Raw genomic sequence first — 12,253 nt, 5'->3', positions numbered from 1 at the left:
AGGGCGCGGTGCCCGTCGCCCCGTCCTGACGAGCCGGATCCGGGTAATCGTGACCGCTCCCGTCCGCCCCGCCCTATGGTGCTCATGGGCTTGACCCACAAGGTGAACGGGGACGGGGGAGAGACGCGATGCAGCCGCTCGAAGCCGGCGATCCACGGACCATCGGCGCGTACCGGCTGCTCGGCCGGCTGGGCGCGGGCGGCATGGGACGGGTGTACCTCGGGCGGAGCGCCGGAGGGCGGACCGTCGCCGTGAAGGTCGTGCACCCGCAGTTCGCCGCCGACCCGGAGTTCCGCGCCCGCTTCCGTCGGGAGGTCGCGGCCGCGCGGCGGGTCGGCGGGGAGTGGACGGCGCCCGTGCTGGACGCCGACCCGGGGGCGGAGGTGCCGTGGGTGGCGGCCGGTTACGTGGCGGGCCCCTCCCTGGACCGGGCGGTCGCCGCGCAGGGCGCGCTGCCCGAGGGGTCGGTACGGGCCATCGGCGAGGGCCTCGCCCGCGCCCTGGTGGCGGTGCACGAGCTGGGCCTCGTACACCGTGACGTGAAACCGTCGAACGTGATGTTGACGCTGGAGGGTCCCGGGCCCCGGCTGATCGACTTCGGGATCGCCCGGGCCACCGCCGGCACGGCCTCCCTCACCTCCACCGGGGTGTCCGTGGGTTCGCCGGGCTACATGGCTCCGGAGCAGATCATCGGCAAGGAGGTCACAGGCGCCGCGGACGTGTTCTCGCTGGGCGCGGTCCTGGCCTTCGCGGCGAGCGGGCGCCCACCTTTCACCGGGGAACACTCGGCGGCGCTGCTCTACAAGGTGGTGCACGAGCCGCCGGAACTCGACGGGGTCGCGCCCGGGGAACTGCGCGAACTCATCGAGGCGTGCCTGGCCAAGGCGCCCGCCGACCGCCCGGCCCCGGCGGCGATCGCGGCGGCCCTGGACGGCGCCCTGCGCACGCCCGGGTGGTTGCCCGCGCCGTTGGTGGAGGAAGCGAGCCGCGCGGCGGTGGCGCTGCTGAACCTCGACTCCGAGGTGGTCGCGGGCGCGGAGGGGTACGGGCCCTACGGGCCACCCGGCGGCGGTGCTTCCGTCCATCACGCCGTCACCCGGACGGGCGGCGGCGGGGGCGCTCCGGCCGTCGCGGAACCCGGAGGCGGGGTTGACGGAGACCGCGCCCCCGGCCGGCGCCGCCGCGTCAGTTGCACGGTGGTCGTCTCGGTGGCCGCCGCACTTGTGGCGCTGTCCGGCGGACTGTACGGGCTGGGGCTGCTGCCGGGCACGGGCGGCGGGGAGGGGCAACACCCGCTGCCCACCGGGAGCAAGCCGTCGGCCTCGGCGAGCGCCTCCACCACCCCCTCCCCGAGCCCTTCCACCAGCCCGGAGGGCACCCGTGACACCGTGCCGAAGGAGTTGCTCGGCACCTGGAAGGGGACGACCACCACCAACCTCGGCGCCCCCGGCCGGTTCGAGATCACCATCAAGGGCGGCAAGACGGGCGAGGTGGTGGCCCGCGACAAGTCGGTCATCCCGCTCTTCGGCACCGACTGCAGCGGCGACTGGAAGCTGGCCTCCGCCACCGACCGCTCCCTGGTCCTCGACACGGCGGGCGGCCCCAACCCCGCGCCCGGGATCTGCTCCGACGGCTCGGCCGACGAGCGGTTCACGCTCAACCCGAACGGGACCCTCCACTACCGGTCCGGCGACCGGGCGGCGGGAAACCCGGAGGGCGACCTCACCCGCAGCCCCTGAGCCCCCGTCCGCCGACCCCGGCTCTGTGACCCCTGCCCCGAGCCCCGGACCAACCGCCCCCAAAACCGCCGGCGGACGGCCCTGACGTAGGCTGGATCGGTCCGGACCTTGACACACCGCCGAAAGGTGAAGCACCGGTGACCGACCAGGCCGCTCTCCAGTCTGTCCTCGACCGTGCCGCCGCAGGGGGCCGGATCACCAAGGAAGAGGCGCTCGACCTCTACCGGCACGCCCCGCTGCACGCGCTCGGCCAGGCCGCCGACGCGGCGCGCCGGCGGCGCTACGCGGGTACCGAGCACATCGCGACGTACATCATCGAGCGCAACATCAACTACACCAACGTGTGCGTGACGGCCTGCAAGTTCTGCGCCTTCTACGCCGCCCCCAAGGACACGGCCAAGGGCTGGTCCCGGGACCTCGACGACATCCTGCGCCGCTGCGCGGAGACCGTGGAGCTGGGCGGCACGCAGATCATGTTCCAGGGCGGCCACCACCCGGACTACGGCGTCGAGTACTACGAGCACCACTTCTCCGCCATCAAGAAGGCGTTCCCGCAGCTCGTCATCCACTCCCTCGGCGCGTCCGAGGTCGACCACATGGCCCGGATCTCCGGGGTGAGCGCCGAAGAGGCCATCCGCCGCATCCACGCCGCGGGTCTCGACTCCTTCGCGGGCGCCGGCGCCGAACTGCTGCCGGAGCGGCCGCGCAAGGCGATCGCCCCGCTCAAGGAGTCCGGCGAGCGCTGGCTGGAGATCATGGAGATCGCCCACAAGCTGGGCGTGGAGTCCACTTCCACCATGCTGATGGGCACGGGCGAGACCAACGCCGAGCGCATCGAGCACATCGCGATGATCCGTGACACGCAGGACCGTACGGGCGGCTTCCGCGCCTTCATCCCGTACACGTACCAGCCCGAGAACAACCACCTCAAGGGCCGGACGCAGGCGACGGTGTTCGAGTACCTGCGGATGATCGCGATCGCGCGCCTGTTCCTCGACAACATCGCCCACGTCCAGGGCTCCTGGCTGACCGTCGGCAAGGAGGCGGGCCAGCTGTCTCTGCACTACGGCGCCGACGACCTGGGCTCGATCATGCTGGAGGAGAACGTGGTCTCCTCGGCCGGTGCCAAGCACCGCTCGAACCGCCAGGAGATCATCGACCTGATCCGCAAGGCGGGCCGGGTCCCGGCGCAGCGCGCGACGACGTACGAGCACCTGGTCGTGCACGACGACCCGGCGAACGACCCGGTCGACGACCGGGTGGTCTCGCACATCTCCTCCACCGCCATCGAGGGCGGTACGGCGCACCCCGAGCTGAAGCTCATCTCCTCGAACTGACGCCCGTGCTGACGCTTCACACCGCCGACCTCCTCGTCCCCGGGCCCGGCCGTGCGCCGCTGCCCGGCGGGGCGGTCCTCGTCGACGGCGACGGGATCGCCCGGGTGGGACCGTACGAGGAACTCGGCGCGGCCTTCGCGCACGCCCGGGTCCGCCGCTGGCCAGGGGTGCTGACCCCGGGGCTGCTGGTGCGCGGGGCGGACGAGCTGCTGGAGCGGACGTACTACCCGGACGACCCGTACGAGACCACCGAGCTCGGGGCCGACCCGATCAGCGGCGCCGAGGCGCTCGCCGATCTTAAGCTGACCGAGTCCCGCCGGGGCAACAGCGCCCGGCGGGCCACGCAGAAGCTGCTGGCGCGCGGGGTGGTGGCGGTGGCCGGGCGGCTGACGGTGCCGGCGGTGCGCACGGCGGTGGTGCGGTCGGGGCTGACGGTCCTCGCGCCGCTGCCGTACGGGGCTCCGCCGTCCCTGGACCCGCTGGCCGGACTGCCCGCCGCCCAGGACGCGTTCCACGGGGTGCTGGAGGCGGGCGCCCCCGCCCGTTTCGCGGTGTTCGCGGCGGCGGACGCGCGTGACCTGCTGGAGCAGGGGGCGACCAGTTGCGTGGCCACCGTCATCGGCGGCCGGCTGCTGCACCGCCGGCGCTGAGCCGCGCGAAGCGACGCCGGGGACGCCTGCGAGAATGGCGCGGTATCGACCGACCCGAGCCACACCGCACCGAGGGGCCTACGCCAGTGACCCGCGCTTCCCTGGACAAGCAGCCGCACGAAGTCGCCTCCATGTTCGACGGTGTCGCGGCGAACTACGACCTCACCAACGACGTGCTCTCCCTCGGCCAGGCCCGGCTGTGGCGCAGGGAGGTCGCCAAGGCGGTCGGCGCGCGTCCCGGGCACACCGTCCTCGACCTGGCCGCCGGTACGGCGACGTCCTCGCTGCCGTTCGCCGCGACCGGTGCGTACGTCGTCCCCTGCGACTTCTCCCTCGGGATGCTGCGCGAGGGCAAGAAGCGTCAGCCCTGGCTGCCGCTGACCGCCGGTGACGCGACGAAGCTGCCGTTCAAGGACGACGTCTTCGACACCGTGACGATCTCCTTCGGGCTGCGCAACGTCCACGACACCGACGCGGCGCTGCGCGAGCTGTACCGGGTGACGAAGCCGGGGGGCCAGGTGGTCATCTGCGAGTTCTCCCAGCCGACGTGGGCGCCGCTGCGCACCGTCTACACCGAGTACCTGATGCGCGCCCTCCCGCCGGTCGCCCGCGCGGTGTCCTCCAACCCCGACGCGTACGTGTACCTCGCCGAGTCGATCCGCGCGTGGCCGGACCAGCCGGCGCTCGCCGCGCTGCTGCAGAAGGCCGGCTGGTCGAAGGTCGCCTGGCGGAACCTGAGCGGCGGCATCGTCGCGTTGCACCGCGGGACCAAGGCCTAGCGGCGTACGGAGGAACGAACCCGGTGGACACTGCCCCGTCCGATTCCGCGCCGTCCGGCGCCGCGCCTTCCGACACCGTGCCCTTTGACCCTGTTCCTCTTGACTACCAGGCGGTGCTCGACCAGATCGCGCGGGACGTCGCGCCGTTGGTCGGCGGCGGCACCCCGGCCGAGTACATCCCGGCCCTCGCCGCGGTGGACCCCGCGCAGTTCGGGATGGCGCTGGTCACCATGGGCGGCAAGGTGTTCGGAGTCGGGGACTGGCAGGTGCCCTTCTCCACGCAGTCGATCACCAAGGTGTTCACGCTCGCCCTGGCGCTGGCGGCCGAGGGCGGCGACAGCCTGTGGGAGCGGGTCGGGCGCGAGCCGTCCGGCAACCCGTTCAACTCGCTCGTGCAGCTCGAGTACGAGAACGGCATCCCGCGCAATCCGTTCATCAACGCGGGGGCGCTCGTCGTCACCGACCGGCTCCAGACGCTGACGGGCGACGCGAGCAGCGAACTGCTCAAGTTCCTGCGCGAGGAGAGCGGCAACCCGGACGTCGCGTTCGACGCCGAGGTGGCGGCCTCCGAGCACGAGCACGGTGACCGCAACGCGGCGCTGGCCCACTTCATGGCCTCCTACGGGAACATCGACAACCCCGTACCGACCCTGCTGGACCACTACTTCTGGCAGTGCTCCATCGAGATGAGCTGCGCCGACCTGGCCCGTGCCGGGCGGGTCCTGGCCCGGCACGGGCTGCGCGCGGACGGCTCGCGGCTGTTGACGCGCAGCGGCGCGAAGCAGATCAACGCGGTGATGCTGACATGCGGGACGTACGACGCGGCGGGCGAGTTCGCCTACCGCGTCGGCCTGCCCGGCAAGAGCGGCGTCGGGGGCGGGATCGTCGCGGTCGTGCCCGGCCGGTGTTCCCTGGCGGTGTGGAGTCCGGGGCTGGACGCGCACGGCAACTCGGTGGCGGGTGTCGCGGCGCTCGACCGGTTCACGACCCTGACCGGCATGTCCGTTTTTTGACGCGCCCCTCGCACCGCTCGCCTTTTTGACGCGCCCCTCGCACCGCTCGCCTTTTTGACGCGCCCCTCGCACCGCTCGGCGCCGGGGCGCCTCGCGGGCTTCGGGCCGCTGCGCCGGACTCCGTCCGGCGGTCCGGCGGTCAGACGGTCCGGGGGCCGGCGGCGCGGGGTCGCGGCATGACGCAGGGGCCGGCCGGCCGCCTCCTCACGCCTCCCGGAGCGTCAACTCGTAGCGGCGTACCCGGCGGGAGCCGTCAGGGAGGTCGAAGGCCGCGGCCAAGGTCATGCCCAGGCGCTCCGCCACCGCCACCGACCGCGCGTTGCCGTCGTCGATCATCGCCACCACCCGCGGCACCTCCGCCTCGCGGAGCCGGTCCAAGGTGGCCAGCGCGGCGGCGTAGGCGTACCCCTTGCCCCAGTGGGCGCGGCCCAGCCGCCAGCCGATCTCTATCTCGCCGACCGGCCCCCACGTCTTCGTCTCGGGCCACGGCTGCGCCCCGGTGAAGCCGATCACCGTGCCCTCCTCGTCCAGCAGGGTCCACAGGCAGTAGCCGAGCCGGGCGTCGTGCAGGCGTTGTCGCGCGGTGAACTCCTCGTACAGCGACAGCTCGGCGGGACCGCCCAGGTACTCCATGACGTCCGGGTCGTCGAAGACGCCGTGCCAGCCGCGCGCGTCCTCGTCGGTGGGCACGCGCAGCCGTACGACGGGAAGTGGCCGGGTCGGCGAGGTGGTCGAGCCAGTCAACGGAGTAGCCCTTCTGATCGCGATCTTTCCTGCTGCATAGACTGCACGTGTCCCGTGCCGTTGGGCACCCCTTATCGAGCCTTCGGGAGACCCCGCAGTGACCGAGGCAGTGACCGAGTCCCTCTCCGAACACTCCGCGGATGTGATCGTCGTCGGGGCCGGGCCCGCCGGCTCCACCACCGCCTACTACCTCGCCAAGGCGGGACTGGACGTCCTGCTGCTGGAGAAGACGGCCTTCCCGCGCGAGAAGGTGTGCGGCGACGGGCTGACCCCGCGTGCCACCAAGCAACTGGTCTCCATGGGCATCGACATCTCCGAAGAGGCCGGCTGGCTGCGCAACAAGGGCCTGCGGATCATCGGCGGCGGGCAGCGGCTCCAGCTGGACTGGCCGGAACTCGCCTCCTTCCCGGACTACGGTCTCGTCCGCAAGCGCGACGACTTCGACGAGACCCTCGCCCGCCAGGCGCAGAAGGCGGGCGCGCGGCTGTACGAGCGCTGCAACGTCGGCGAACCGGTCCGGGACCCGCGTACCGGCCACATCACCGGTGTGCAGGCGAAGCTGGGCGAGGAGAAGACCCCGGTCACCTTCAAGGCGCCGCTGGTCGTCGCCGCCGACGGCAACTCGTCCCGGCTGTCGCTGGCGATGGGCCTGCACCGGCGCGAGGACCGCCCGATGGGCGTGGCGGTGCGTACGTACTTCACCTCGCCGCGGCACGACGACGACTACCTGGAGTCCTGGCTGGAGCTGTGGGACCGGCGCGGCCCGCAAGACCGGCTGTTGCCCGGCTACGGCTGGATCTTCGGCATGGGCGACGGTACGTCCAACGTCGGCCTCGGCATCCTCAACTCCTCGTCCGCGTTCAAGGAGCTGGACTGGCGCGAGGTCCTCAAGGCGTGGTGCGCGTCCATGCCCGAGGACTGGGGCTACACCCCCGAGAACATGACGCAGCCGATCCGCGGCGCGGCCCTGCCCATGGCCTTCAACCGGCAGCCGCACTACACCAAGGGCCTGCTGCTGGTCGGTGACGCGGGTGGGCTCGTCAACCCGTTCAACGGCGAGGGCATCGCCTATGCGATGGAGTCCGGCCAGATCGCGGCGGACGTCATCGTCCAGGCCCACGCCCGCGCCACCCCGGCGCAGCGCGAACTGGCCCTGCACAGCTACCCGAAGGTGCTCAAGGAGACGTACGGCGGCTACTACACGCTGGGCCGCGCCTTCGTGAAGCTGATCGGCAACCCGAAGGTGATGAAGATCGCCGCACAGCGCGGCCTGAGCCACCCCGTGTTGATGAGGTTCACCCTCAAGATGCTGGCCAACCTCACCGACCCCACGGGCGGCGACGCGATGGACCGCATCATCAACGGCCTCTCGAAGGTCGCGCCGAAGGCGTGACCCCCCGGAGCCGGGCCGCCCGGCATGGAGCCGGGCCGCCCGGCATGGAGCCGGGCCGCCCGGCATGGAGCCGGGCCGCCCGGCGCAGGGCGGTCGACCTCCCAGACCTTGCCGTAACGAGCACGAATGCGTCCACGAGGCATTCGTGTCCGTCAAGGCCGGAGGCGTCCAGCAGCTTCGCCGCGGCGTCCGTGACCGCGTCGTTGACCGGTTTCGCGTCGGACCGGGACAGCAGGAACCGGAGTCGCTTGGCGGCCTCGCCCGTTCGGCACACCTCCAAGGGGGTGAGTGCGGACAGCGCCACGCGCCGGCCGCTCTGCTGAGCGACCTCGATGCGCGCCCGCATCCCCTCGTCGCCGTCGACGTGCAGCGAGAGCCCCTGGGCGCCTGCCCGTGCTAGTTCGCGGCGTCCGCGGGGCGGGGCGGGTGGTCTCCGGGCGGGCAGGCGGCCGGGGCGGCTTCGACGGGGAGGGCGTCGTGCGGGGCCGCGTGCACCGTCCGCACGCAGCGGGTCAGCAGGACCAGCCCCCACAGCAGCAGCAGCCCCGAGGTCGTCCAGTCGAGGCCGAGCGTGACGGGGTGTCCCGGCTTCGCCCAGGGGCGGGTGGTGGTGAGCAGCCAGCCGCCCAGGGCGAGGAGGGCGAGCCCACCGGCGGCGGGGAGGGCGGTGGGGTCGCCGCCGGGGCCGTGGCGTTCGTACGGCTCGGTGATCACGGACCACACCTCCTGGGGCGAATCGGGCGCTGCACCCCCGCTATCTTCGCAGGGCTTCGGCCGGTTCGACGCGGGCTGCCCGCCAGGCGGGATAGAGCCCGGCCAGCAGCCCGGTGGCCAGTCCCGCGAGCGGGGCGGCGGCGACGGTGGCCGGGTGGATCACCGGGGTCCAGTCGCGGGCCAACGAGACGGCGACCACCGTGAGTTCGCCCAGCGAGGTCCCGACCAGCCCGCCCAGTCCGCCGAGGGCGGCGGACTCGGTGAGGAACTGGGCCGAGACGTGCCGCCCCCGGGCGCCGAGCGCGCGGCGCAGCCCGATCTCCGCGGTCCGCTCCAGTACGGCGACGAGCGTGGTGTTGGCGATTCCGACCGCCCCGATGACCAGGCAGATGCCGGCGAGCAGGAGGAACAGGGCGCTCAGGTCGGAGGTGACGCCCGAGCGCAGCGTGCGCGGGTCCGGTGGCGGTACGGCCTTCAGGTACTCGGGGTGGTCGGGGCGCAGCGCGAGCGGGGCGAGGTCGGCGACTTGGCGGGCGGCGCCGAGGTCGGTGGCGATGAGGACTTGGGCGTCGGACGGGCCCGGCGGCCCCCACAGCTCCTCGGCGGTGGACCGCGGGACCAGGACCGACAGCAGGTGCTCGGGGCGGCGTTCGACGTCGCCGATGATGCCGGCGACGGTGAACGGTTCCTCGCCCACGTAGACCACCGGCCGGGTGGCGAGGGTGGTGATGCCGAGGCGCTCGGCCACGCCGCCACCGATCAGCGCGACCCTCAGGTGGTCGCGCTCGGCGTACTCGTCGTAGAGCCGGCCCTGCGCCGGCGTCGGCGCCAGGGCGGCGACGGCACCGGGGGAGGCGGCGACCACGGAGGTTCCGCCCGCGGTGCCCGGCGCGCCCGGGCCGGCGGCCGGCGGGAGCGCCCCGATCGGGGTCTTCTGGTCGAGCCGCACGGTCCACAGCACCCCGGCGTGGGCGATGCCGGCGACCTGGCGCAGCCGCTGCTCGGCATCCGCGGGGAAGGCCGGGCCGGCGAACGCGTCGTGCTGTGCGGCGACGTCCTCGACGGTCACCTCGGTGGCCGTGAGGACGTTGAAACGGCCGTCGATCTGCGAGGAGATGGTGGCGGTCAGGCCCAGCACGGCGACGAAGCTGCCGACGCCGAGGACGGTGCCGAGGGCGGTCAGCACCGCCCGGCCAGGACGGCGCAGCATCCCGGCGACCGCCTCGGAGACGGTGTCGCGCGGGGACAGCCGGGTGGGGCGGACGGCGCTCACCCGGAGAGCCGCCCGTCCCGGATGGTGACGGTCCGCCGGCCGCGGGCGGCGACCTCGGGGTCGTGGGTGATCAGAAGGACGGTCATGCCGGAGCCGTGCAGTTCGTCGAGCAGCGCGAGGACGGAGGCGGCGTTGGCGGAGTCGAGGTTGCCGGTCGGTTCGTCGCACAGCAGCAGCGACGGACGTCCGACGAGCGCGCGGGCGATGGCGACGCGCTGGCGTTCCCCGCCGGAGAGCCGTCCGGGGACGGCATGTGCCCGGTGCCCGAGCCCGACCTGCTCAAGGGCCGCACGGGCCCGTACGAGGCGCTGGGCGCGCGGGACTTCGGTGTAGAGCATGGCGAGGGTGACGTTCTCCAGGGCGGACCGGTGCGACAGGAGGTGGAAGGACTGGAAGACGAAGCCGATGCGGCGCCCGCGCAAAGCCGTGCGGTCCCGGTCCGGCAGGGCGGCGGTGTCGATCCCGTCGAGGAGGTAGCGGCCGCACGTGGGGGAGTCCAGTAGCCCGGCGACGTTGAGGAAGGTGGACTTCCCGGAACCCGAGGGACCGACGACGGTGATGAACTCCCCGCGCCCCACGGCCAGGTCGAAGGGGTGCAGCGCCTCGACGGGAGGCGGCCCGGGATAGGTGAGCCCGACACCGCGGAACTCGATGACGGGCGGCGCCGTCCCTTCCGCTGCGTCGTCGGCGGCCGGGCCGTGGTCGGGGGCTCCGGGGAGGGCGATGGCGCCGCGCGGGCAACGCAGTTTCATCGGGGCGCCCCCTTGGGCGCGGCTCCGACGACCACCCGGGTCCCGGCCGTGAGAGCGCCCGACTGGACGGGGGCGACGGCCACATAGCCGTCTCCGCTGGTGCCGATGCGGACCTCGACACGGCGCTGTGCGCCGTCGGCGCCCTGGGCCGTGACCACCGTGCGCCCGTCCGCACCGGCGGAGACCGCGGTGACCGGGACCACGAGTGCCTCGCCGTCCGTGGCGGCGGACTCCACGGTCAGCCGTACGTCCTGCCCGGCGAACGACGCCGGCAGCGGCTGGTCGGGGCGGATGACCATGCGGTAGCCGAGATCACCGCCGCCGCCGCTCCCGCCGCCCGTGCCCTTGGCGTCCTGGCCTTGGCCCTGTGCCTGGTCCTGCTGCGTTCGTCCGGCTGCCTGGGTTCCCGACCGCTCGGCGGCGACCGCCGAGACCCTGCCCCGGGCGTCGCTGCCGGCGAGCTCGGAGGAGATCAGCACGGTCATTCCGGCGCGCAGCAGCTGCTTCTTGTCCTCCTTGAGGTAGGCCTCCACGACGAGTTCCCCCGCGGACAGGGTCAGCACCGGTCCGGACGCGGCCGCGCCGACCTGGCCGCCGACGTAGCCGACCCGGGCCGGGAAGTTCCCGAGGAACACGGTCTCGGCGGCGGGCAGCATCGGCCCGTCCGCGGCTTCTGCGGCGGCCAGGGCGGTCCGTGCCTCCGTGAGGGCCTCCCGGGCGCGGGCGAGCTCGCGCCCGGAGCCGGAGGCTTTGCCGGGGCCGGGGCCGGGGCCGGGCGTCGCACCGGGGGCGGGCTGCCCGGTGCCTGCGCCGGCTCCGCCCGCTCCGCCGGCGTCCTCCACCGCCCACTGGGCCGACCGCACCGCCTCCCGGGCGGCTTTCAGCGCCGAGCCGCCGTCCGCGACGGCCGGCAACGGGTCGTATCCGACCGCCTTGTACCGGGCGGCGAGGGCCGCCTTCGTACCGGGGCCGAAGAGCCCGCGCGCGTCCTCGCCGGTGCCGTGCCCGAGCTCGCGCAGCGCCTGCTGGAGCTGCGCGACATCGTCACCGGTGGCACCCGGCTTGAGGTCCCGGTACATCGGCAGGCTGCCGTGCAGCGCGAACACCGGCCGTCCGGACACCTCGGCGAGCAGCTGCCCGGCCTTGACCGGATCCCCGGGCTTCAGCGGCAGCTTGGTCACCACCGCGGCCCCGGAGCCCTCGCCCGTGCGCAGCCCCTGGGGCGAGACGGTGACGCTCTGGCCGGCCACGACGGTCCCGCGCATCACCACCGTCTCGGCGAGGACCCGCCGCTCGACCTCCGCGGTCAGCGCGCCCTGTGTCGGCGGCCCGGCCTCGGCGGCCACCTGTGCCGGCGACTTCACCAGTGCCGTCGCCAGGAGGCCGCCGACCGCCATCAGCGCGGCGCCGCCGACGACCCCGAGGACGACACGCCGCCCCCGGGCGAGCCCGCCGCGGTCGTCCTCGGCGGACGCCGGGGCCGGCACCGTCTCCACGGTGCGGTCGAGTTCGCTCATCTCGCCGGCCGGCACTTCCGCAGGGCGTCGGCGTGGTCCCGCTTGAGGGCGGACCACTGCTCGGGGGTGCCGCCCTTGGCCTGGTCTATCTCGGCCGTGACCGGGTCCGGATCCGGATACCAGGAGACGCCCTCGGCCCGCATGCAGTCGGTCTGCTTCCGCGCGGCGGCGAGCTGATCGGGGTCGGCCGGGTCGGGACTGCGCGGCGCCGGATGCAGCGAAGCACACGTGGTGTGCGCCTCTTCGTTCCAGGGCTTCGTCTTGTCCTCGTAGGGCATTCCGTTGCCCCGGTAAACAATGCCGACCCCGTGCTTTTTCAGACATTCGTGGTAGGCGATTTCC

The 12,253-nt window shown here is 73.5% G+C and carries 12 protein-coding genes; 6 read left to right on the top strand and 6 right to left on the bottom strand.

All coding sequences use genetic code 11. The features are described from left to right. Positions 1-128 precede the first annotated feature (128 nt). From ABZ934_RS14600 to ABZ934_RS14580, 5 genes are all read left to right on the top strand, one after another. Positions 129-1,739 (top strand): serine/threonine-protein kinase, encoded by a 1,611-nt coding sequence (locus ABZ934_RS14600; RefSeq protein WP_361312564.1) that lies wholly within the window; start codon positions 129-131, stop codon positions 1,737-1,739. 137 nt (positions 1,740-1,876) lie between these two features. Further along, the gene (gene mqnC / locus ABZ934_RS14595; RefSeq protein WP_361312562.1) at positions 1,877-3,076 is read left to right on the top strand and encodes a cyclic dehypoxanthinyl futalosine synthase; all 1,200 of its coding nucleotides are present in this window, start codon (positions 1,877-1,879) and stop codon (positions 3,074-3,076) included. A gap of 5 nt (positions 3,077-3,081) precedes the next feature. After that, positions 3,082-3,726: a hypothetical protein gene (locus tag ABZ934_RS14590; RefSeq protein ID WP_361312560.1), complete on the top strand. Its 645-nt coding sequence runs from the start codon at positions 3,082-3,084 to the stop codon at positions 3,724-3,726. Between the two features lie 86 nt (positions 3,727-3,812). Continuing rightward, positions 3,813-4,505 carry a demethylmenaquinone methyltransferase gene (locus tag ABZ934_RS14585; RefSeq protein WP_361312559.1) on the top strand — a complete coding sequence of 231 codons (693 nt, stop codon included), beginning with the start codon at positions 3,813-3,815 and terminating at the stop codon, positions 4,503-4,505. 77 nt (positions 4,506-4,582) lie between these two features. Then, positions 4,583-5,518 carry a glutaminase gene (locus ABZ934_RS14580; RefSeq protein ID WP_361312614.1) on the top strand — a complete coding sequence of 312 codons (936 nt, stop codon included), beginning with the start codon at positions 4,583-4,585 and terminating at the stop codon, positions 5,516-5,518. Positions 5,519-5,722: 204 nt separating this feature from the next. Here ABZ934_RS14580 and ABZ934_RS14575 read toward each other — a convergent pair whose 3' ends face one another. Beyond that, a complete protein-coding gene (locus tag ABZ934_RS14575) occupies positions 5,723-6,262 on the bottom strand; it encodes a GNAT family N-acetyltransferase (RefSeq protein ID WP_361312557.1) in 540 nt (179 codons plus the stop codon). A gap of 109 nt (positions 6,263-6,371) precedes the next feature. Here ABZ934_RS14575 and ABZ934_RS14570 point away from each other — a divergent pair, with 109 nt between their 5' ends. Beyond that, positions 6,372-7,655 (top strand): geranylgeranyl reductase family protein, encoded by a 1,284-nt coding sequence (locus tag ABZ934_RS14570; protein ID WP_361312612.1) that lies wholly within the window; start codon positions 6,372-6,374, stop codon positions 7,653-7,655. Positions 7,656-8,051: 396 nt separating this feature from the next. Here the strand turns inward: ABZ934_RS14570 and ABZ934_RS14565 are convergent, their stop codons facing one another. From ABZ934_RS14565 to ABZ934_RS14545, 5 genes are read right to left on the bottom strand one after another with little or no spacing between them, the layout of a single operon-like run. Next, the gene (locus ABZ934_RS14565; RefSeq protein WP_361312555.1) at positions 8,052-8,369 is read right to left on the bottom strand and encodes a hypothetical protein; all 318 of its coding nucleotides are present in this window, start codon (positions 8,367-8,369) and stop codon (positions 8,052-8,054) included. A gap of 40 nt (positions 8,370-8,409) precedes the next feature. Continuing rightward, positions 8,410-9,642, bottom strand: a complete 1,233-nt coding sequence (locus ABZ934_RS14560) for an ABC transporter permease (protein ID WP_361312553.1) — start codon at positions 9,640-9,642, stop codon at positions 8,410-8,412. Continuing rightward, positions 9,639-10,394, bottom strand: coding sequence for an ABC transporter ATP-binding protein (locus tag ABZ934_RS14555; protein ID WP_361312551.1), 756 nt, complete (start codon positions 10,392-10,394; stop codon positions 9,639-9,641). Before ABZ934_RS14555 ends, ABZ934_RS14560 begins: the two co-directional genes overlap by 4 nt. Then, positions 10,391-11,911 carry a peptidoglycan-binding domain-containing protein gene (locus ABZ934_RS14550; RefSeq protein WP_361312549.1) on the bottom strand — a complete coding sequence of 507 codons (1,521 nt, stop codon included), beginning with the start codon at positions 11,909-11,911 and terminating at the stop codon, positions 10,391-10,393. The genes ABZ934_RS14555 and ABZ934_RS14550 overlap by 4 nt, the downstream gene beginning before the upstream one ends. Next, positions 11,908-12,189, bottom strand: a complete 282-nt coding sequence (locus tag ABZ934_RS14545) for a hypothetical protein (RefSeq protein WP_361312547.1) — start codon at positions 12,187-12,189, stop codon at positions 11,908-11,910. Before ABZ934_RS14545 ends, ABZ934_RS14550 begins: the two co-directional genes overlap by 4 nt. Positions 12,190-12,253: the final 64 nt, after the last annotated feature.

Origin of the sequence: Streptomyces sp. NPDC046557, from assembly GCF_040645975.1 — a bacterium.
Classification (GTDB): Bacteria; Actinomycetota; Actinomycetes; order Streptomycetales; family Streptomycetaceae; genus Streptomyces.
Note: the sequence above shows the minus strand (reverse complement) of the source record. Positions and strands in the feature narration are given on the sequence as shown.

Coding starts and splice junctions, on each gene's coding strand:
- ABZ934_RS14555 (WP_361312551.1), bottom strand. CDS start 10,394: ATGAAACTGCGTTGCCCGCGCGGCGCCATCGCCCTCCCCGGAGCCCCC.
- ABZ934_RS14550 (WP_361312549.1), bottom strand. CDS start 11,911: ATGAGCGAACTCGACCGCACCGTGGAGACGGTGCCGGCCCCGGCGTCC.
- ABZ934_RS14600 (WP_361312564.1), top strand. CDS start 129: ATGCAGCCGCTCGAAGCCGGCGATCCACGGACCATCGGCGCGTACCGG.
- ABZ934_RS14545 (WP_361312547.1), bottom strand. CDS start 12,189: ATGCCCTACGAGGACAAGACGAAGCCCTGGAACGAAGAGGCGCACACC.